The organism is Pseudomonas sp. R15(2017), from assembly GCF_002112685.1.
In the GTDB taxonomy this organism is placed as follows: domain Bacteria; phylum Pseudomonadota; class Gammaproteobacteria; order Pseudomonadales; family Pseudomonadaceae; genus Aquipseudomonas; species Aquipseudomonas glycinae.
On record NZ_NEII01000001.1, the window covers coordinates 715938 to 737135 of the forward strand.

A 21198-nucleotide genomic window follows, 5' to 3' on the forward strand; every position below is an offset into this window, starting at 1 on the left:
GCGTAGAACACGTTAATAAGACGCAATGTGTCGTCGTTTTGAGTGTATGTGCTGCAATCTGACGATTTTATTGGTCAGACTGGATGGCCGCGATCAATCTTGCTGCTGAGAATGATCGAGGTCGTGGTTTTCTCCACACCGTCTACGCTGCCGATCTGATCCAGAAGTTGATCAAGCTGCTCCGGCGAATCGGTCCGCAGCCACGCCACATAATCGAATTCGCCACTCACCGCGCACAATTGCTGCACCTGAGCCATTGCGCTCAAACGGCGCAACACCTCTTTGCCGGAGCGTGGCTGCACCTTGATCCCGACGTAAGCCTGCAATCCGCCGTCCACCACGCGCTGGCCCAGACGCACGCCGTAGCCGGTGATGACTTTGGCCTTTTCCAGCCGCGCCAGTCGTGAAGTCACGGTCGTGCGGGCGATCCCCAATTGTCTGGCCAGCATCGCCACGCTTTCACGGGCGTTGATTTGCAGAGCAGCGATCAGCTGGCGGTCGATTTCATCGAGCACGGGTGGGCGGATGTCGGGCAAGGGCAGGCTCCAGCGGTACGGATCAATGTGGCTGCATGTTACAGGCTCGTACGGCGAGGCGCTTGTGAGCGCTGATTGAGCGGCGGGGGATCAGGCAGCCACCGGATCGGGGATTTAACTGAAACAAAAGAACAGACAAATGATTTGACTTGCCTGCTGCCTTTATCAAAAATGGCCTCAAGAGCGCGAAATCTGCTGCCTTGCAGGGCCTCAGCAGACGTAGGTACCTCAGCGATGCTGCAACATCGGTGTAAGGTGAGACCTCTTCATCCCATTTCCTGAGGATGCCAATATCAGGATTCAAATATTCAAGGGGAGCCAACAGGCTCCTCTTTTTGTTTGTCCTGAAGAATGTATCTCTTGTAGAGAAGTTCGCCCTGACGGTGCTTGTTCATCGCTCTTGCCGGAGCATGCATGAAGTTCCACAGGACGTGTCCGTGCCTGACATCTACCACGACGAGCATGTCATTTTTTGCCTCATAGGCGTTGATGAAAGCCATGCGGTATCCGCCGTTGTCGTACAGCACTCTCCATATTTCAAACGGCCCCGTCAGCGTGTCAATCGCATGCCGAACGTAGCGCTCTCGTGAGTCAGCACGTTTTTCGACGATGTGGGCGAGTTTGTCCCTCATGACCGCAACGTTTCTGATCGGTGTGAGGATAGTGACTGCGAGTAATGCCTCATCGATGAATCCGAAATGAGTCAGGAGAATTCTGAGGGCTCCTTGCGCATCGTCTGCCCTTTTCACTTCATCAATTGCGGCCGAGCGAAGCTCCCTGGCCAGTGTTCGCAGGTCGGGCAAAGCTAAGTCGATCCATGTTTGTTGGCCACCTGATTCTTTTATAAGTGGCGCAGCATTCACGAGCATGAAAGTAATCCCTGGCGAACAGCGGCGCCCGGAGATTACTCGTTCGGAGAAAAGGCCAACAAGGCCGAAAACTGAGTGAAAACACAGCTTGGGAAATAACCTACAGACCTCGCGGTAGTCTTCCGAGTATGGCGCTTGTAACGACCGTAATCGCCAAACGACAGGCGAAAAAAAGCCGCACATAAGCGCGGCTTTTTCATGTTTGGTGGGCCCACACGGACTTGAACCGTGGACCAAAGGATTATGAGTCCTCTGCTCTAACCAACTGAGCTATAGGCCCTCAGTAGGCCGCGGATTATAGCGACGGTTTCTCGGCTGTGCTATCCGAAAAATCCGATACGGATATGCGAAGAAACGTCGCGGCGAATTCCTCGGGCGGCAGCGGCAGGCTGACGATGTAGCCCTGGATCTGTTCACAGCCTTCGGCGGCGAGGAATTGTTGCTGGGCCTGGGTTTCCACGCCTTCGGCGATCACGGTGAATTGCATGCTGCGGCCCAGGGCAATGATGGCGCGCACGATTGCCGCGTCGTGCGGGTCGTCGGGCAGTCCGCGGACGAAAGACTGGTCGATCTTGAGGATGTCCAGTGGCAGGCGTTTGAGATAACTCAGCGAGGAATAACCGGTGCCGAAGTCGTCGATGGCCAGTTGCACGCCCAGGTGTTTGAGCTGGTGCAGCACCGCCAGGGCTTCTTCAGCCTGGCTCATGATGAAGTTTTCGGTAATTTCCAGTTGCAGTAATTCCGGTTGCAGGCGGTTGTCCTTGAGCAGTTGCTCGATGCGTCCCAGCAGGTTCGGCTGGCGCAGTTGTGCGCCGGCGAGGTTCACCGACAGCGGGCCGAGGGATTCATAGATCTGGCCCCACTCGAACATCTGCCGGCAGGCGGTTTCCAGCACCCAGTCGCCGATTTGCAGAATCATGCCGTTCTCTTCCGCCAGCGGGATGAAGTGCTCCGGTGGCACATCGCCGAAGTTCGGGTGGCGCCAGCGGATCAGAGCTTCGGCGCCAACCAGGCTGTGATCGTCGAGGCTGATTTTCGGTTGGTAATAGAGATACAACTCTTCGCGTTCGATGGCCCGGCGAAGTTCGTGCTCCAGTGCTACCCGTTCGCTGGCCTGGGCGGTGAGGTCGCGGGTGTAGCTTTCGACCCGGTTGCGACCCTTGGCCTTGGAGCGGTACATCGCCGCGTCCGCATTTTTGATCAGGGTCGCGACATCGCAGCCGTCGCGTGGGTAAAGGCTGGTGCCGATGCTGGCGCTGATGAAAAACTCATGCTCGCCGGCCTGGAATGGCGCGCCAAAGCAGTTCAGCAATTTGGTGGCGATGTTGTCGGCATCGCCGGGTTGTTGCAGGCCGGGCAGCAGAATAATGAACTCGTCGCCCCCCAGCCGCGCCACGGTGTCGATATCACGCAGTTGTTCCTTGAGGCGCACGGCGATGCCCTTGAGCAGCAAATCACCGACCGGGTGACCGAGGCTGTCATTGATGTGCTTGAAGCGGTCGAGATCGAGGAACAGCACCGCGCCCTGGCCGCCGTTTTCCTGCTGGCTGTTGAGTGCCATCAACAGACGGCTTTCGAACAGCGTGCGGTTCGGCAGGCCGGTGAGCGGGTCGTGATGCGCCTGGTAGTCGAGTTTGGCCTGGGCGTGCTTGAGGCTGGAGATATCGGCAAATACTGCGACGAAGTGGGTGATGAACTTGTCGCGGTTGCGCACGGCGCTGATGGTCAGCCAGCTCGGGTACAGTTCGCCGTTCTTGCGCCGGTTGGAGATTTCGCCCTGCCAATGGCCTTCGTCGGTCAATTGATGCCACATCGCCGCATAAAACGCGCTGTCGTGCAGACCGGATGCAAGGAGGCGCGGAGTATGACCGAGCGCTTCACTTTCGCTGTAACCGGTGATTTCGGTGAACGCCCGGTTTACGGCACTGATGTGTTGCTGGGTGTCGGTGATCAACACGCCTTCGGCGGTACTTTCGAACACGGTTGCGGCCTGTTGCAGTTTTTCCTGCATCAGGTGGCGTTCGGTGATGTCCCGGGCGATGGTCAGCATGCAGTCTTCTTCACCGATCGGTAGCGGACGGCTGGACACCTCGCAGAGGCGGATCTGCCCGTCGCTGCGGCGGATATGGCAGCTGAAGTCGCGAACGAACCCGTCGCGGTGCAGCAGGTCGAGCATTTGCTTGCGTTCGTTGAGGTTGACCCAGATGCCCAGGTCCAGCGCCGAGCGATCCACCGACATGGCGCTGTTGAAACCGGTGATACGACTGAAACCTTCGTTGACCTCCAGCAGCAGACCATCGCTCTGGCGCGACAGCAGCAGACCGTCAGGCGAGGCGTGGAAGGCCTTGGCGAACTTCTCTTCGGAGGTTTGCAGTTGCTGCTGGGTTTCCTTGAGCTGGGTAATGTCGCGCACCACCACGACCAGCGCCGGCGTGGTGTCGAGCTCGAAGGGTTCAGCGGAAATCAGCCCGGTGAACACCTGACCATTGTTGCGGCGAAAGGGCATCTCCAGGTTGCGAATGCTGCCGGCTTGCAGGCGCTGAAGGAGGCCCGGGCCGACTCCGGGAATGCCCCAGATGTTGAGTTCGGTGGCGGTCTGGCCAATCACCTCTTCGGCCTTGAGCCCGATCTGTTCCTCAAAAGCCTCGTTAACCTCCAGCAGGCAGCCGTCCGAGAGCCGGGCGATGACCAGGATGTCCGGGCATTGCTGGAATACCGACGCGAACTTCTGTTCCGACAGGCGCAGCGCCTCTTCAGTGCGTTTGGTTTCACTGATGTCGATCATCAGACCGCGCATCACCGGCTCGTGGCCGTGTTCGATCAGGCTGACGATGTCGCGCACCCACAGGCAGCGGCCGTCAGCGGTGATCACCCGGTAATCGAGGCTGTGGTCGCGTCCAGCCAAGACTTCGTGATCGCAGAAACTCTGGGCGCGGGTCAGATCGGCCGGGTGAATGATGTTGCGCCAGAAGCCCGGAATCAGCCAATGAGACAGCGGATAGCCGAGCAGGTCTTCGGCGTGGGGCGACACATAGCTGTAGGTGAAATCGCTGATCCGCGCTTCCCAGGCGATGGCCGAAAGACTCTCCACCAGTCCGCGATAATGGTATTCGCTGCTGCGCAGCTCCTGTTCGAGGTCGATGCGTCGGGCAATTTCCGAGCTCAGACGACGGTTGATGCGGATCACCACCGCCAGCACGATGACCAGAAGCGAGAGGCCCGGTAACCCGTAAATCAGCAGATCCGACCAGAATGTCCGGTGATCGAGGACGTTGCCGACCCAATGCTCCTGAATGCTGCTGATTTCTTCCGGGGACATGTCGGCCAGCACCTTGTCCAGAATCCCCACCAGCATTTTGTTGTCCCGAGGAACGCCCATCGCCAGTTGGTAGCGATAAGGGGTTTCGCCACTGACATACAAACCATCCAGTTTGAGCTGGCGCAGGCTCCAGACACTGGAGGCCAGGTCGCCAACCACTGCGTCCACTTCATCGGTGGCCAGGGCCTGTAACGCGGAGCTGACATTGGGCATTGCCACCAGGTTCAGGTCGGGGTGATGGGTGCGCAGCAGCTCATGGGGGGCGTAGTTTTCCACTACGGCGATTTTCAGACCGTAAAGCTCCTCGAGCTTGCGCGGTTGCGGGCCGCCGACGTGGGCGAGGATGACGATCGGAAAGTCGAGGTAAGGGCGGGTAAATGAGAGGTAGCTTTGGCGTTCCGGGGTAGACATGATCCCCGGCAGCAGGTCGATCGTGCCGTTTTTCGCCTGTTCGAGCACGACCGTCCAGCTCACCGGCTCGATGGGCGTGAGTTTGATCGCCAGGCGTTGGCGAATCACATCGATATAGTCCGCAGCCAGGCCCTGATAGCGGCTCTGATCGTCGCGGAACTCGAAGGGTGGCCACGACGCATCGACACCCAGGCGCAGGTCCGGGTGAGCCGCCAGCCAGCTACGTTCTTCATCGTTCAGAGTCAGCGCGTCAGCCGTTGCGGTCCAGATCATCAGTGGCAGCAAAAAAAGCACGGACGCCAGTCTGGGCATAACGGTCTCGTTATGGCTCGGGGGAATGTTTCGAGTGTAGACGGGCTGTGCGCGGGGGAGGGCGGAGCTGGGTATTTAATCTGCCGTAAAAACAAAACCCCCGGCCTGGGCCGGGGGTTCTGGTATCACTCGTCGAGGAAGGAGCGCAGATGCTCGCTTCGCGTCGGGTGGCGCAGCTTGCGCAGCGCCTTGGCTTCGATCTGACGGATCCGCTCACGGGTCACGTCAAACTGTTTGCCGACTTCTTCGAGCGTATGGTCGGTGTTCATGTCGATACCGAAACGCATGCGCAGTACCTTGGCTTCACGGGCAGTAAGGCCGGACAGCACTTCGCGGGTCGCTTCTTTCAGGCTCTCGACAGTGGCGACATCGATTGGCGACTGCATGGTCGAGTCTTCGATGAAGTCACCCAGATGAGAGTCTTCGTCATCACCGATCGGGGTTTCCATGGAGATCGGCTCTTTGGCGATCTTCAATACCTTGCGGATCTTGTCCTCAGGCATTTCCATGCGTTCACCCAGCTCTTCCGGGGTCGGTTCGCGACCCATTTCCTGCAGCATCTGCCGGGAAATACGGTTGAGCTTGTTGATCGTCTCGATCATGTGCACCGGAATACGGATGGTGCGGGCCTGGTCGGCGATCGAGCGAGTGATCGCCTGACGGATCCACCAGGTGGCATAAGTCGAGAACTTGTAACCACGACGGTATTCGAACTTGTCCACCGCTTTCATCAGACCGATGTTGCCTTCCTGGATCAGGTCGAGGAATTGCAGGCCACGGTTGGTGTACTTCTTGGCGATGGAGATCACCAGGCGCAAGTTTGCTTCAACCATCTCTTTCTTCGCACGGCGGGCTTTCGCCTCACCGATCGACATGCGACGGTTGATGTCCTTGATCTCGGCGATGGTCAGGCCGGTCTCGGTTTCCAGCGCAGTCAGCTTCTGCTGGCAACGGATGATGTCCGGTTGCACGCGGGCGATGGCTTCGGCGTACTTGCTCTTGCCTTTGGCAAGGGCGTCGGACCAGCTTTCGTCGACTTCGTTGCCCGGGAACTGGCGCAGGAAGTCGGCACGAGGCATACGAGCATCTCGTACGCACAGTTGCATGATCGCACGCTCTTGCTGACGCAGACGATCCAGGGCGCTGCGAACACGCTCGACCAAGGCTTCGAATTGCTTCGGCACCAGTTTGATCGGCATGAACAGCTCGGCCAGCGCCAACAGTTCGGCAATCGCCGCCTTGTTGTGACGACCGTGCTTTTTCAGGGCCTTGCGGGTGATTTCCATCTGATCGGCGACAGCACCGAAGCGCTGTGCGGCAATGACCGGATCCGGACCGCTTTCGGCTTCTTCTTCGTCATCGGAAGCTTCGGCATCGTCATCGTCGTCGGATTCTTCGGCTTTCGCCGCTTTCGCGTCGATCGGCGGCGGCACTTCGGCGGCAGGCGGCGCAATGCCGTCATCCGGGTCGATGTAACCGCTCAGAACGTCGGACAGGCGACCACCTTCTGTGGTGACGCGAGTGTACTCGGAGAGAATATGGTCAACCGTGCCGGGGAAGTGCGCGATGGCGCTCATCACTTCACGGATGCCTTCTTCGATACGTTTGGCGATTTCGATTTCGCCTTCACGAGTCAGAAGCTCGACCGTACCCATTTCACGCATGTACATGCGCACCGGGTCAGTGGTGCGACCGATATCGGTCTCCACCGCCGCCAACGCAGCGGCTGCTTCTTCCGCAGCGGCCTCGTCGGTATCGGCGTCGGCCAGCATAAGGGCGTCCGCATCCGGAGCACTCTCGTGTACGGGGATCCCCATGTCGTTAATCATGCGGATGATGTCTTCCACCTGCTCCGGATCTGAAATATCCTCGGGCAGGTGGTCGTTGACCTCGGCGTAAGTCAGATACTTCTGCTCACGACCCAGTTTGATCAACTCAATAATACGAGACTGCTGTTGCGCTTTTCCGGACATAACACCCTATCCACTGAAGGTCTTGGCGGGCAAAAAACAAGCCGAGGATTATACCTGAGCTATGACCTCACGCGCCAGTTGAGGTCGGGTTTGATGCGGAAACATTGCGACTTAAAAGGTCGCGCAGTTGATTTTTCTCTTCGGCGCTCAGTTCGCTTTGACGCGCTTTCCTGAGCAGTTGTTCCAGATTTCGCTCGCGTTGGCGGGCTGACAAGCTAGTAATGGTGTCGAAAAACTGTTGTTCAAGGTTGTCTCCGTCAATCAGCCATTCCTTTTCCGCCAGCGCCTTGAGCAGGCGACCCTGTTCGGTTCCGTGCCATCGCGCGATCAACTGAAATGAGTTTAGCTTGGGATTCTTCTGTACGGCTTCGAGCAGTGCCACCAGCAGTTGTGCGTTGGTCTGGTTCTCGTCCGCGAAGTGCCCGGCGTCCTCGACTTTTTCCGCCAGTTGCGGGTGATGCAGCAAGGTTCTCAGGGCGGCCAGGGTCGGTGGTTCGACGGCGGCCGGCACGCGTGGGGCACGTGGTTGGTCGCGATCACCCCCGCGCTTGCCATTCTTGTCCCACGGTTTTTTGTCCCATTTCTTGCCGCCGGCACCGGGTTTCTTCGGCGTCCACTCCTGCTGCGGCACATACATTTCCTGTGCCTGCGGCTGATGGTAGTCGCTGTAGTCCGGCATGGCGTCGTAATCAATGCCCGGGTCGTAGGCCGGCGGCGCTTCCTGCGGTGCGCTCTGGGCCAGCTGGCTGACGCTCTCGCTGCTCAGGCCGGTGATCTCGGTCAGGCGCTGACGCATCAGGATGCGCAGGTTGGCGCCGGGTACCTTGTCGATCAGCGGTGCTGCGAGCGTGGCCATGTGGGCCTTGCCCTCCAGCGAGCGCGGGTCGGCTTCTTCGGTCAGTTGCTGGAAGAAGTAGTCCGCCAGCGGCTGCGCGTGCTGATTGATCCGGGCGCGGAAGGCGTCAGTGCCCTCGGCGCGAATCAATGTGTCCGGGTCTTCGCCTTCGGGCAGAAACAGAAAGCGTGCACGGCGTCCGTCCTGCAGGCTGGGCAGTGTTGCTTCCAGTGCGCGCCAGGCAGCATTGCGGCCGGCCTGATCGCCGTCGAAGCAGAACAGCACGCTCGGCACGACGCGAAACAGGCGCTTGAGGTGTTCTTCGCTGGTGGCGGTGCCCAGTGTCGCGACGGCATTGCGCAGGCCTTGCTGGGCCAGGGCAATGACGTCCATATAGCCCTCGACGACGATGATTTCGTCGAGGTTGCGATTGTTCTTGCGTGCCTCATACAGGCCGTAGAGTTCCTGGCCTTTATGGAACACCGGAGTTTCCGGCGAGTTCAGGTACTTTGGCTTGTCATCGCCGAGTACTCGGCCGCCGAAGGCGATGATCCGTCCGCGGGTGTCGCGGATCGGGAACATCACGCGATCGCGGAAGCGGTCATAGCGTTTTCCGGTTTCAGCGTTTTCGATCAGCAGGCCGGCCTCGATCATGGCTTTCTGCTGCAAGGTGTCGCTGCTCAGGTGTTTGAGCAGGTTGTCCCAGCCCGGTGGTGCGAATCCGAGACCGAAGTCGCGGGCGATCTCGCCGGTCAGGCCGCGACCCTTGAGGTAATCCACCGCTGCCTTGCGTGCCGGATGGCTTTTGAGCGCCTGTCGATAAAAGTCGGCGGCGGCGGTGAGCAGCGGGTACAGCGGTGAGTCGGTCGGCTGGCGCGGTTTGTTCGAGCGGCCGCCTTCTTCACGCGGCACTTCCATGCCGGCGGCTTTGGCCAGGTCTTCGACAGCCTGGGGGAAGTCCAGGTTGTCGTGATCCATGAGAAAGCCAAGGGCGTTGCCACCGGCGCCGCAGCCGAAGCAGTAGTAGAACTGCTTGTCGGGGCTGACGCTGAACGACGGGGTTTTCTCTTTATGAAAGGGGCAGCAGGCGGTGTAGTTTTTGCCGGCCTTCTTCAGTTGCACGCGCGAGCTGACCACGTCGACGATGTCGGTGCGGTTCAGAAGGTCGTCAATGAAGCTCTGGGGAATCAGCCCGGCCATGGCGTTCTCGTCTGTGCTGTAAGGGATCCGTTGCGAAAGGCAGCCGGACGCGGGTCATTGAGTGATGCGCGCACATTGGGCGGCTCGACCGGTGTCGTTTGCGTAATCGCTGTCGGGAAGTGTATCTGCCGAAAATCCACTGACGTTAGTGTTCATCAGTCTTCGACTATTCGAAAATGTTGCGCTGAATCCGCTGGCGGCCGGCGATCGGCCTCGGATAGCTCATGAAGCGGGCACGCAAGCAGGTGCCTTGGGCTGATCGTCGTAAGAGGAATCAGTGGGTGTGCTCGTCAGTAGCCTTGAAAGGCTCGTCAGAAAAGACGTGCACCGCTGGCAAAAGAGCCAGGCCTGACGCGGTGAAGCGGGTTTGTCTCGGTCGCATCTGCGGCTTCGACGGTGAAGCATCAAGCGTTTTACGCAAATGCCATTAGCCCGGCTGAGGGCCGGGCTTGGCAGAAGCTTGCTACGATCGTCTATGTATTAGTACAGACGAACGGCGCGGCGCTGTTCGCGCTGAACTTTCTTGGCGTGACGCTTAACAGCAGCAGCTGCCTTGCGCTTACGCTCAGAAGTTGGCTTCTCGTAAAATTCGCGGCTACGAACTTCAGCCAGTACACCGGCTTTTTCGCAGGAGCGCTTGAAACGACGCAGAGCTACGTCGAAGGGTTCGTTCTCTTTAACTTTGACGGCTGGCATCCAGAGCTACCTTCATTCATTACCGGGGTCAACATCCTCGCGGCAAAAGAGCACTTGAAGACGTCGGTTTTTAAGGGTTGCGGATGTTAACCCCTCATCGCTCGGAATGCAAAGCCTCTGATCGAAAACCGCTGGTCGGGGCATCACGCGGCGACTATTATGCGCGCCTTCGAATTCAGCCTAAACAAGGCGCAAACCCATGCTAGTACTGGGATTAGAAACTTCCTGCGACGAAACCGGCGTCGCTTTGTACGACAGCGAGCGCGGACTGCTGGCCGACGCGCTGTTCAGTCAGATCGACCTGCACCGCGTCTATGGCGGCGTTGTGCCGGAGCTCGCATCGCGCGACCACGTAAAGCGCATGCTGCCCCTGATTCGTCAGGTGCTGGCCGAGGCCGACTGCGTGCCGACCGAAATCGACGCCATCGCCTACACCGCAGGTCCCGGCCTGGTCGGGGCGCTGCTGGTGGGTGCTTCGTGTGCCCAGGCGCTGGCGTTTGCCTGGGGCATTCCGGCGCTCGGCGTGCACCACATGGAAGGCCATTTGCTGGCGCCGATGCTGGAGCCAAAACCGCCGGAATTTCCGTTCGTCGCTTTGTTGGTGTCCGGTGGTCATACGCAGCTGGTTCAGGTCGATGGCATCGGCCAATACAGCCTGCTCGGCGAGACGCTGGATGATGCCGCGGGCGAAGCCTTCGACAAGACTGCAAAAATGATGGGCCTGAATTATCCGGGCGGTCCGGAAATCGCCAAGCTGGCAGAGAAGGGCGTCGCAGGACGTTTCACCTTCCCGCGTCCGATGTGTGATCGCCCGGGCCTGGATTTCAGCTTCAGCGGCTTGAAGACCTTCGCTCTCAACACCTGGCAGCAGTGCGTCAGCGCCGGGGACGACAGCGAGCAAGCCCGTTGCGACATCGCGCTGGCGTTCCAGCAGGCCGTGGTGGAGACTTTGACCATCAAGTGCAAGCGTGCCCTCAAACAGGCGGGCATGAAGCGGCTGGTAATCGCCGGCGGCGTCAGTGCCAACAAGGCGCTGCGGGTTTCGCTGGAGAAAATGCTCGGCGACATGAAGGGCGATGTGTTTTATGCCCGTCCCGAGTTTTGCACCGATAACGGCGCAATGATCGCGTTTGCCGGCTGCCAGCGGTTGCAGGCCGGCCAGCAGGAGAGCCTGGCGATCAGTGTGCAGGCGCGCTGGCCGATGGAGCAATTGTCGGCGCTGTGATGAGCGGCGCTCACGGGCGGTATTTAAAAATGCCGTTCGCGCCCGGCGAACAGGTCGCGTAGATTGCCCCGGTGGCGCCAGACGATCAGCAGTGTCAGCGTGCTCATCGGCAACAGGGCCGCCGGTTCCTGCCATGCCAGCAACGGCAGGGTCAGCGGAGTGGCGATCAACGCCGCCAGCGAACTGGTGCGGGTCAGGTAAAACGTCAGCAGCCAGGCGCACACGGCCAGCAGCGCGGCGGGTGGATACAGGCCCAGCAGCATGCCGGCCGCCGTGGCGACGCCCTTGCCACCGCGAAAGCGAAAGTACAAAGGGAACAGGTGACCGATCACGGCGCAGACGCCGATCCACGCCTGATCCTGTAGCGAGAGGCCCATTGCCGAAGCGATCAGCACCGGCAGCAGGCCTTTGCACAGATCACCCAGCAGGGTCAGGATCGCGAGTTTGCGTCCGGCCAGGCGCAGCATGTTGGTGGCGCCGGCATTACCCGAGCCACTCATTCGCGGATCCGGATTTCCGGTCAGGCGGCTGAGCAAAATGGCGAAGGACAGAGAGCCGAGCAGGTAGGCGAGGATCGCCAGTAACCAAAACATGCTAACTATTCCGGGCGAGGACGCCCTGATTCTAACGGCGCATTGCGCCCTTGTCGTGCAGCGGAGAAAAGTGCTTGGACAGAGTGTTTATCGAGGGCCTGGAAGTCGACACCGTGATCGGTGCCTACGACTGGGAGCGCGGCATCCGACAGTGCCTGCGTCTTGATTTGAGCTTCGCCTGGGACAATCGCCCGGCCGCTGCCGGTGACGACCTGACCCTGGCGCTCGATTACGCCAGTGTGTCCACACGGATCCAGGCCTTTGCGGAGCAATCCCGGTATCAACTGGTCGAGACCTTCGCCGAGCGTCTGGTTGAGGTGCTGATGAGCGAATTCAAGATCACCTGGGTGCGCCTGAAGCTGACCAAGCCAGGTGCCGTACCGGCCGCCAAGGGTGGTGTGGGTGTGGAGATCGAGCGCGGATGCCGCTGACCCAGGTCTATCTCGGGCTCGGCAGCAATATCGAGCGCGAAACCCATTTGCAGGCCGGTCTGGATGCCTTGTCCACGTTTCTCGTGGATATCCGCTGTTCGCCTGTATTCGAAAGTCAGCCGGTGGGGATCAAGAGCGGGCCGTTCTTCAACTTCGTGGTGTCGGCTCTTACGGATCTGCCGTTGATCGAGCTGGATCGCCGCCTGAAGTTCATTGAAGCGGACAATGGCCGCTATGCGCCGGATCGCAAGGGCTTGCCGCTGGATATCGACGTGTTGCTGTATGGCGATCTGACCGGCAACTTCGACGGACTGATCCTGCCCCGCGCGGAGATCCTGAAGAATGCCTTTGTATTGTGGCCGCTGTCGCTGATTGCGCCGGATCGGGTGCATCCCGGTGCAGGAAAAAGCTTTGCCACATTGTGGGCCGAAGCACAGATCGATCAGGTGCTGGCACCGGTCGGATTTGAGTGGCGCGGTACTCAGCTCACGCCTTCAGATCTGTCTTGAACAGTTTGATCCGCCCTTGCGAGGGCGGATCGGGTGTTTTCAAGGCACCGCCGATTCCTTGTAAGCCTTCAACGCCTTGAGCCGTTCGCGCTTGAGCGCCTCGCCCAGTTCCGGGCCTTTGAATCCTTTCTCCAGCAACGGCTGCACGGCCACACTGCGGGCCACATTGGCCGCGCCGCGCAGGTAATCCGCCTGTGGATAACTGCGCTGCTCAAGCCCTTTGAGGCCTCGGGCGTCCATCTCGCACGCGACGATGAATTCTTCGAAACGCTGCGGCCGACGGTAAACGTCAAAGCTTTGCAGCAACTCAAGCAAGGTCGAAGCCTTCAGTTCTAGAGCACGATGTCCGTGGGTGTGATACTGGCCAACCAGCAAGGCCAGCTCCTGACAGTCCTTCGGTGCCTTGAAGCGCTCGTTGACCGCTTTGATCAACTTCAGGCCTTTGTGCTCATGGGCGATGTGCCGTGGCCATTCCTCTTCTGGAGTAAGGCCTTTGCCGAGGTCGTGCAGCAGGCAGGCCCAACGCACGGTCAGCGGTTGTTTGTGCAGGGCTGACTGCTCAAGCACGCTCAGGGTGTGAAGGCCGCTGTCGATTTCCGGGTGATGGGCTTCCGGTTGCGGTACGCCGAACAAGGCATCGACCTCTGGCATCAGCACCTTCAAGGCGCCGCAATCGCGCAGTACCTGAATGAACACCTGGGGCTGATCTTCCATAAGCGCGCGGGAAATCTCTTTCCAGCTGCGTTCGGCCGTAAGGGCTTGCAATTCGCCCGATGCGCTGAGCTGACGCATCAGCTCCAGGGTCTCGGGCGCTACCTTGAAACCCAGCTCCGCGTAACGGGCGGCAAAGCGCGCAACACGCAGAACCCGGAGCGGATCCTCGGCAAACGCGGGGGAAACGTGACGCAGAATCCGCTCTTCGAGATCGCGCTGGCCGTGGTAGGGATCGGTCAGGTTTTGCTGATCATCCTCGGCCATGGCGTTGATCGTAAGGTCGCGGCGGATCAGGTCTTCTTCAAGCGTGACCTCGGGGCTGGCGTGAAAGGTGAAACCACCATAACCACGACCGCTCTTGCGCTCGGTGCGGGCGAGGGCGTACTCCTCGCCACTTTTCGGGTGAAGAAACACCGGGAAATCCGCACCGACCGGGCGAAATCCCTTGGCGAGCATTTCTTCTGTAGTCGCGCCGACCACCACCCAATCGATATCGGTGACCGCTTTGCCCAGCAGGCGATCACGTACCGCACCGCCGACCTTGTAAATCTGCATAAAAAACCTCCGTTGGCCCGACAGGATAACCCTTGCGCCGGACTTTCGGAGGCCTGAACGGGATCAAAGATGAATGACGGCCAGGTCGAGTCGACCGTAATCCCCCTCGCTGTGTTCGCTGCGGGGCGGAACATGATGGGTCTTCATGATCTGGTCGCCCTGCAGGGTTTCCAGATGAATGTCGAAGCCCCACAGCCGGTGCAGGTGTTTAAGAACCTCCTCGGTGGAATCGCCCAGCGGTTTGCGGTCATGTTGCTGGTGGCGCAGGGTCAGCGAGCGGTCGCCGCGGCGGTCGATGCTGTAGATCTGCACGTTCGGTTCGCGGTTGCCCAGGTTGTACTGCGCGGCCAGGGTCTCGCGGATGATCCGGTAACCGCCCTCGTCATGGATTGCGGGCACCAGCAGATCGTCCTTCTGATCGTCATCGAGGATGCTGAACAGCTTCAGGTCACGGATCACCTTGGGTGACAGGTACTGCAGGATGAAGCTCTCATCCTTGAAGCTGCTCATGGCGAACTTGATGGTCGACAGCCAGTCGCTGCCGGCGATTTCCGGGAACCAGCGGCGGTCTTCTTCCGTGGGCTCTTCGCACATGCGGCGGATGTCGCGATACATCGCAAAACCCAGCGCATACGGGTTGATACCGTTGTAGTAAGGGCTGTCGAACCCCGGCTGGAACACCACGCTGGTGTGGGACGTCAGGAACTCCATCATGAAGCCGTCCGTCACCAGGCCTTCGTCGTACAGGTCGTTCATCAGCGTGTAGTGCCAGAACGTCGCCCAGCCTTCGTTCATCACCTGAGTCTGGCGCTGCGGATAGAAATACTGGGCGATCTTGCGCACGATCCGCACGATCTCGCGCTGCCAGGGTTCCAGCAGCGGGGCGTGTTTCTCGATGAAATACAGGATGTTTTCCTGCGGCTCGGCCGGGAAGCGCGCGTTGTCCTTGTCGCTGTACTTGTCCGCGCCTTTGGGAATCGTGCGCCACAGGTCGTTGATCTGCTTCTGCAGGTGTTCTTCGCGATCCTTCTGCCGACGCCGCTCCTCTTCGGCGGAAATCGGGTACGGACGTTTGTAGCGGTCGACACCGTAGTTCATCAGGGCGTGGCAGGAATCGAGCAGATCCTCCACGGCATCGATCCCGTGGCGCTCCTCGCACTGCATGATGTACTGCTTGGCGAATACCAGGTAATCGATGATCGAACTGGCGTCGGTCCAGGTGCGGAACAGATAGTTGCCCTTGAAGAAGCTGTTGTGGCCGTAGCATGCATGCGCGACCACCAGTGCCTGCATGCAGATGGTGTTTTCCTCCATCAGGTAGGCGATGCACGGATCCGAGTTGATCACGATCTCGTACGCCAGCCCCATCTGCCCGCGACTGTAGGATTTCTCGGTGCTGAGGAAGTGCTTGCCGTAGGACCAGTGGTGATAGCCCAGCGGCATGCCGACCGACGCGTAGGCGTCCATCATCTGCTCGGCGGTAATCACTTCGATCTGGTTGGGGTAGGTATCCAAAGCATAACGGGCCGCGATACGGGCGATTTCACGGTCGTACGTCTGGATCAGCTCGAAAGTCCATTCCGAGCCGATGGAAATGGGTTGGCGCTTCTGCTCTTTGGCGGTCTTGGCGGTCATGTCACTAACCTGCGCTGGAAGAGTTCACGGAAGACCGGATAGATATCCCCGGCCGAGACCAGTTGTTGCTGGGCAAAAGTGTCGGAAAAAGCTTCGGCGATGCGTTCGTACTCGTACCACAAGGCCTGATGTTCGCGCGGGGTGATCTCCACGTAAGTGTAGTACTGCACGAACGGCATGATCTGGTTGATCAGGATGTCGCGGCAGATCGGTGAGTCGTCGTTCCAGTTGTCGCCGTCGGAAGCCTGGGCGGCGTAGATGTTCCACTCGTTGCTCGGGTAGCGCTCGGCCATGATCTCCTGCATCAGCTTGAGTGCACTGGAAACGATGGTGCCGCCGGTCTCGCGGGAATAGAAAAACTCCTCTTCGTCCACTTCCCGGGCGCTGGTGTGGTGGCGGATGAACACCACATCGATCTTGTCGTAGTTCCGTTTGAGGAACAGGTACAGCAGGATGAAGAAACGCTTGGCGATGTCCTTGGTTGCCTGGGTCATGGAGCCGGAAACGTCCATCAGGCAGAACATCACGGCTTTGGAGCTTGGATTGGGTTGCTTGACCAGCAGGTTGTATTTCAAATCGAACGTATCGAGAAACGGCACGCGATGGATACGCGCACTGAGTCGCTCGATTTCTGCTTCAAGATCCTGAATATCGCCGAAGTTGTCCGGTTCTTCGCGTTTGAGTCGCGCCAGCTCCTCTTTGACCTCGCGCAATTTGGCGCGGCTGCTGCCCGATAACGCAATGCGTCGCGCATGAGCCGAACGCAGGGTGCGGATGATGTTGATCCGCGACGGATTGCCCTCGTTGCTGATCCCGGCGCGCACGGTCTTGAAGGTATCGGTGCCGGTCAGGTTGCGCTTGACCAGGTTGGGCAGTTCGAGGTCCTCGAACATGAATTCGAGGAATTCTTCCTGGGTGATCTGGAAAACGAATTCGTCCATGCCTTCGCCGGAGTTGCCGGCCTTGCCCGGCCCACGGCCTCCGCCACCTCCCGGCGGACGCGCGATGTGTTCGCCAGCGGTGAATTCCTTGTTGCCGGGATGAACCACGGTCTGCTTGCCGCCGCGACCATGGTGAAGCACCGGTTCGTCGATATCGCGACCGGGAATGCTGATCTGCTCGCCGTGCTCCATATCGGTGATGGAACGCCGGCTGACCGCCTCTTCGACAGCCTTCTTGATGTGGTCACGGTAACGCCGCAGGAAGCGCTGACGGTTCACCGTGCTTTTGTTCTTGCCATTGAGACGTCGGTCGATCACATAGCTCATGACTGCTCCTTAGAAGCTGTCCTGCAAAGGGGCGAGCGGTCATGCAGCATTGAACCGAATGCCAAGGGACGTACACGCTCCCCCAAGCGCTTTGGGTGCTGCCTGAACCTCGCTACCGCCTTTCGAACACCTTCCAGAGGCCTGTGTAGCAGAAAATGCGTGCACAGGCCTCGGGCTGACGACAACCGGTCTGACCGGTCGCGGTTTACTGTGATTTTCTGACCCGCAGATACCACTCGGAGAGCAGTCGTACCTGTTTGTCGGTGTAGCCGCGTTCGACCATTCGTGTAACGAAGTCGTTGTGTTTCTGCTGATCCTCTTTGCTGGCCTTGGCGTTGAAGCTGATGACTGGCAGCAGGTCCTCGGTGTTCGAGAACATTTTCTTCTCGATGACCACCCGCAGTTTTTCGTAGCTGAGCCAGGTCGGGTTCTTGCCATTGTTATTGGCCCGGGCACGCAATACGAAGTTGACGATTTCGTTGCGGAAATCCTTCGGATTGCTGATGCCGGCCGGTTTCTCGATCTTTTCCAGCTCCTCGTTGAGGGCGACGCGATTGAGGATCTCGCCGGTTTCCGGATCGCGGTATTCCTGATCCTGAATCCAGAAGTCCGCATACAGCACGTAGCGGTCGAAGATGTTCTGGCCGTACTCGCTGTAAGACTCGAGGTAGGCGGTCTGGATCTCCTTGCCGATGAATTCGATATAACGCGGCGCCAGGTACTCTTTCAGGTAACGCAGATAGCGCTCGCGGGTTTCGGCCTGGAACTGTTCCTGTTCGATCTGCTGTTCCAGCACATAGAGCAGGTGTACCGGGTTGGCGGCAATTTCGTGCGGATCGAAGTTGAAGACCTTGGACAGAATCTTGAAAGCGAACCGGGTCGACAGACCGTTCATGCCTTCGTCGACGCCCGCCGCGTCGCGGTATTCCTGGATCGACTTGGCCTTCGGATCGGTGTCCTTGAGGTTTTCGCCGTCATACACGCGCATCTTCGAATAGATGTTGGAGTTTTCCGGCTCCTTCAGGCGTGACAGCACGGTGAACTGCGCCAGCATCTTCAGGGTATCCGGCGCGCAATGGGCCTTGGCCAGGGAGCTGTTGAACAACAGCTTGTCGTAGATCTTCACCTCGTCGCTGACCCGCAGGCAGTACGGCACCTTGACGATATAGATCCGGTCGATGAAGGCTTCGTTGTTCTTGTTGTTGCGGAAGGTGTGCCACTCCGATTCGTTGGAGTGAGCCAGCAGAATCCCGGTGAACGGAATCGCACCGAGGCCTTCGGTACTGTTGTAGTTGCCTTCCTGGGTCGCAGTCAGCAATGGGTGCAGCACCTTGATCGGTGCCTTGAACATTTCGACGAATTCCATCAAGCCCTGGTTGGCCCGGCACAGCGCACCGGAGTAGCTGTAGGCGTCGGCGTCGTTCTGCGGGAACTCTTCGAGTTTGCGGATATCGACCTTGCCCACCAGCGCGGAGATGTCCTGGTTGTTTTCGTCACCCGGTTCGGTCTTGGCCACGGCGATCTGGTTGAGGATCGACGGGTACAGCTTGACCACGCGGAACTGGCTGATGTCGCCGCCGAATTCGGCCAGGCGCTTGGTGGCCCATGGCGACATGATGGTGTTCAGGTAGCGCCGTGGAATGCCAAAGTCTTCTTCGAGGATCGCGCCATCTTCGGTGGCGTTGAACAGACCCAGTGGCGATTCGAATACCGGCGAGCCCTTGATGGCATAGAAGGGCACTTTTTCCATCAGTTGTTTCAGCTTCTCGGCCAAGGACGATTTACCGCCGCCGACAGGGCCGAGCAGATAGAGGATCTGTTTCTTCTCTTCCAGGCCTTGGGCGGCATGGCGGAAATACGACACGATCTGGTCGATGCATTCTTCCATCCCGTGGAAGTCTTCAAAGGCCGGATAGCGGCGGATCACCTTGTTGGAAAAGATGCGCGACAGCCTCGAATTGGTCGAGGTGTCGAGCAGTTCCGGTTCGCCGATGGCCATTAACAGACGCTCGGCGGCGGAAACGTAGGCACTGCGATCCTTTTTGCACAGTTCCAGGTACTCCTGCAGGGAGAATTCTTCCTGGCGTGTGGACTCGAAGCGTTGTTGGAAGTGGCTAAAGATACTCATGACGTCACCTCGCTCGATACGTGGAGCCGACGCCGGATCACTCAGTCGATGCTGGCAGCAGCCGCGATGGCAGCTGTTGTTTACCCCCCAGAACCCTTCCGCGATCGACAATCGCGAAAGTCACTCCCGATGACCCGTGCGCCGGTGTACCGGCTCTCCCCTGTTTTGGATGGCCTGGGCTTAAGGATAGTTGGGAATTCGGGAGGTAAAGGCGAGATACGTAATTAGTTGTGGCAGACCGTTCGTCTGCCACCGCGCGAGCCCACGGGAGCCGGGGCTTGCGCGTTACAAAAAAATTATTCGGCGGTGCCTTGCGCGGTTTCCGAAGGAAAAGTCGTACGCCACAGTTCGAAGCCGCCGTCCATGCTGTAGACGTCGGAAAAGCCCTGGCTCACGAGATACGCGGCGGCACCCTGGCTCGAGTTGCCGTGGTAGCAGACCACGACGGTGGGGGCATCGAGGTCGGCGCCCTGGATGAAAGCATGCAGGGAATGATTGTCCAGATGCTTCGAGCCGCTGATGTGCAGTGCGGCAAATGTTGCCGGGTCACGGACGTCGACGACCACGGCGCCTTGCTCGCGCAGGGCCTGGGCCTGTTCCGGGGGGATACGTTTGAATTCGCTCATGGCGGGCTCCTGTGGCTCGGCTGAAAACGCAGTCTAGCGCGGGGCGCTGACGGGAGAGGATTCGGTGATCAGTGGTGCGACGGTGGGCAGTACGGCCCCATGTTCGTCGCATTTGCATGAAAGTCGTTCGCCGCTGTCGACATTCATCAGGGTCAGGCTTCCGCCCCAGACGCAACCGGTGTCGAGGGCTGCAATACCCGGCTCGTGGACGATGCCTTCCAGTGCCGCCCAGTGGCCGAAAATGATCCGCAGGCCACGGGTCTTGCGTTCCTTGTGCTGGAACCAGGGTTTGTAGCCCGGTGGCGCGGTGTCGAGGCCTTCCTTGCTCTTGAGGTCGAGCTTGCCTTCGGCGGTGCAGAAACGCATGCGGGTGAAATAATTGGTGATTACCCGCAGGCGTGTCACGCCTTTGAGGTCGCTGTCCCATTTCGCCGGCTCGTTGCCGTACATACCGTCGAGGAAGGGTGGAAGCAGGTTGTCATCACGCAACGCGGCCTCGACTTCGGCGGCGTATTTGAGCGCTTTGCGCAGCGACCATTGCGGCGGGATGCCCGCGTGCACCATGGCCACTTCACGTTGTTCGTCGTAGTGCATGAGTTTCTGCTGGCGCAGCCACTCCATCAGTTCGGCGCAGTCGGGCGCTTCAAGAATTTCACGCAGCGTGTCGGACTTCTTCATGCGCTCGATGTTCTTCGCCGCTGCCAGCAAGTGCAGGTCATGGTTGCCGAGCACGCAGACCAGCGAGTCGCGCATGCCATAAAGAAAGCGCAGGGTTTCCAGTGACTGCGGGCCTCGGTTGACCAGATCGCCGACCAGCCACAGGCGATCCAGGGTCGGGTCGAACGCGACCTGCTTGAGCAGGCACTTGAGCGGTTCGAGGCAGCCTTGCAGGTCGCCGACGGCATACGTCGCCATCAGTGCAGGGCTCCGGGAACGGCGAGGCGGAAGGGCTTGATGATCGCATCGAAATGCTTGCCGTCGTCGGCGACCATTTCGTAAGTGCCTTGCATGGTGCCGACCTTGGTAGTCATGACCGTGCCGCTGCTGTAGGTGTGGCTTTTTCCAGCGCCGATCAACGGTTGCTGGCCGACCACGCCGGCGCCGCGCACTTCTTCGACATGCCCGTCGCCATCGGTGATGATCCAGTGGCGCGACATCAGGCGGGCCGGCTGCTCGCCATTGTTCTGCACGGTGATGGTGTAGGCGAAGGCAAAGCGCTCGTGCTCGGGTTGCGATTGGTCTGCCAGATAGTGGGTAACGACACTGACATCGACCTGGTAGCGAGGATCGGACATGCAAAAGGCCTTAAAAACGAAGCGGGACGCGGGGCGTAGCTGATTGGGATTCAGTCTAGGCAAGTATC

At 59.3% G+C, this 21198-nt stretch carries 17 protein-coding genes and 1 tRNA gene; 3 read left to right on the plus strand and 15 right to left on the minus strand.

Translation table 11 applies throughout. From position 1 onward, the window contains the following. Positions 1-74 precede the first annotated feature (74 nt). The 7 genes from CAF77_RS03330 to rpsU form a co-directional block, all read right to left on the minus strand. The gene (locus CAF77_RS03330; protein ID WP_007959884.1) at positions 75-536 is read right to left on the minus strand and encodes an Lrp/AsnC family transcriptional regulator; all 462 of its coding nucleotides are present in this window, start codon (positions 534-536) and stop codon (positions 75-77) included. A 308-nt stretch (positions 537-844) separates the two neighbouring features. Beyond that, positions 845-1405, minus strand: coding sequence for a PBECR2 nuclease fold domain-containing protein (locus CAF77_RS03335; protein WP_064380324.1), 561 nt, complete (start codon positions 1403-1405; stop codon positions 845-847). Between the two features lie 203 nt (positions 1406-1608). Continuing rightward, a tRNA-Ile gene (locus tag CAF77_RS03340) sits at positions 1609-1685 on the minus strand. A gap of 15 nt (positions 1686-1700) precedes the next feature. After that, entirely contained in the window at positions 1701-5447 is a 3747-nt protein-coding gene (locus CAF77_RS03345; RefSeq protein ID WP_064380325.1) for a bifunctional diguanylate cyclase/phosphodiesterase, read from the minus strand. Positions 5448-5572: 125 nt separating this feature from the next. Then, entirely contained in the window at positions 5573-7420 is a 1848-nt protein-coding gene (rpoD, locus tag CAF77_RS03350; RefSeq protein WP_039768067.1) for an RNA polymerase sigma factor RpoD, read from the minus strand. Between the two features lie 67 nt (positions 7421-7487). After that, entirely contained in the window at positions 7488-9455 is a 1968-nt protein-coding gene (gene dnaG, locus CAF77_RS03355; RefSeq protein WP_064380327.1) for a DNA primase, read from the minus strand. A gap of 480 nt (positions 9456-9935) precedes the next feature. Continuing rightward, positions 9936-10151 (minus strand): 30S ribosomal protein S21, encoded by a 216-nt coding sequence (rpsU, locus tag CAF77_RS03360; RefSeq protein ID WP_002551877.1) that lies wholly within the window; start codon positions 10149-10151, stop codon positions 9936-9938. A gap of 199 nt (positions 10152-10350) precedes the next feature. On the opposite strand from rpsU, the gene tsaD reads away from it, so the two are divergent. After that, on the plus strand, positions 10351-11376 hold the full coding sequence (gene tsaD / locus CAF77_RS03365; RefSeq protein ID WP_039768071.1) for a tRNA (adenosine(37)-N6)-threonylcarbamoyltransferase complex transferase subunit TsaD: 1026 nt from the start codon (positions 10351-10353) through the stop codon (positions 11374-11376). A gap of 23 nt (positions 11377-11399) precedes the next feature. On the opposite strand, the gene plsY is transcribed toward tsaD, so the two are convergent. Beyond that, positions 11400-11969, minus strand: coding sequence for a glycerol-3-phosphate 1-O-acyltransferase PlsY (gene plsY, locus CAF77_RS03370; protein WP_007959895.1), 570 nt, complete (start codon positions 11967-11969; stop codon positions 11400-11402). 74 nt (positions 11970-12043) lie between these two features. On the opposite strand from plsY, the gene folB reads away from it, so the two are divergent. Next, positions 12044-12400 carry a dihydroneopterin aldolase gene (gene folB / locus CAF77_RS03375; protein WP_064380331.1) on the plus strand — a complete coding sequence of 119 codons (357 nt, stop codon included), beginning with the start codon at positions 12044-12046 and terminating at the stop codon, positions 12398-12400. After that, positions 12391-12909: a 2-amino-4-hydroxy-6-hydroxymethyldihydropteridine diphosphokinase gene (folK, locus tag CAF77_RS03380; RefSeq protein ID WP_064380332.1), complete on the plus strand. Its 519-nt coding sequence runs from the start codon at positions 12391-12393 to the stop codon at positions 12907-12909. The genes folB and folK overlap by 10 nt, the downstream gene beginning before the upstream one ends. Positions 12910-12948: 39 nt before the next feature. On the opposite strand, the gene CAF77_RS03385 is transcribed toward folK, so the two are convergent. From CAF77_RS03385 to apaG, 7 genes are all read right to left on the minus strand, one after another. Further along, the gene (locus tag CAF77_RS03385; protein ID WP_085654021.1) at positions 12949-14178 is read right to left on the minus strand and encodes a multifunctional CCA addition/repair protein; all 1230 of its coding nucleotides are present in this window, start codon (positions 14176-14178) and stop codon (positions 12949-12951) included. A 63-nt stretch (positions 14179-14241) separates the two neighbouring features. Next, on the minus strand, positions 14242-15813 hold the full coding sequence (locus CAF77_RS03390) for a SpoVR family protein (RefSeq protein ID WP_064380336.1): 1572 nt from the start codon (positions 15811-15813) through the stop codon (positions 14242-14244). Then, a complete protein-coding gene (locus tag CAF77_RS03395) occupies positions 15810-17081 on the minus strand; it encodes a YeaH/YhbH family protein (protein ID WP_011336212.1) in 1272 nt (423 codons plus the stop codon). The genes CAF77_RS03390 and CAF77_RS03395 overlap by 4 nt, the downstream gene beginning before the upstream one ends. Positions 17082-17286: 205 nt before the next feature. After that, a complete protein-coding gene (locus tag CAF77_RS03400) occupies positions 17287-19209 on the minus strand; it encodes a PrkA family serine protein kinase (RefSeq protein ID WP_011336211.1) in 1923 nt (640 codons plus the stop codon). A gap of 296 nt (positions 19210-19505) precedes the next feature. Continuing rightward, entirely contained in the window at positions 19506-19835 is a 330-nt protein-coding gene (gene glpE, locus CAF77_RS03405) for a thiosulfate sulfurtransferase GlpE (protein WP_064380338.1), read from the minus strand. 33 nt (positions 19836-19868) lie between these two features. After that, positions 19869-20750: a symmetrical bis(5'-nucleosyl)-tetraphosphatase gene (locus CAF77_RS03410; protein WP_064380339.1), complete on the minus strand. Its 882-nt coding sequence runs from the start codon at positions 20748-20750 to the stop codon at positions 19869-19871. Next, positions 20750-21130 carry a Co2+/Mg2+ efflux protein ApaG gene (gene apaG, locus CAF77_RS03415; RefSeq protein WP_085654022.1) on the minus strand — a complete coding sequence of 127 codons (381 nt, stop codon included), beginning with the start codon at positions 21128-21130 and terminating at the stop codon, positions 20750-20752. The genes CAF77_RS03410 and apaG overlap by 1 nt, the downstream gene beginning before the upstream one ends. Positions 21131-21198: the final 68 nt, after the last annotated feature.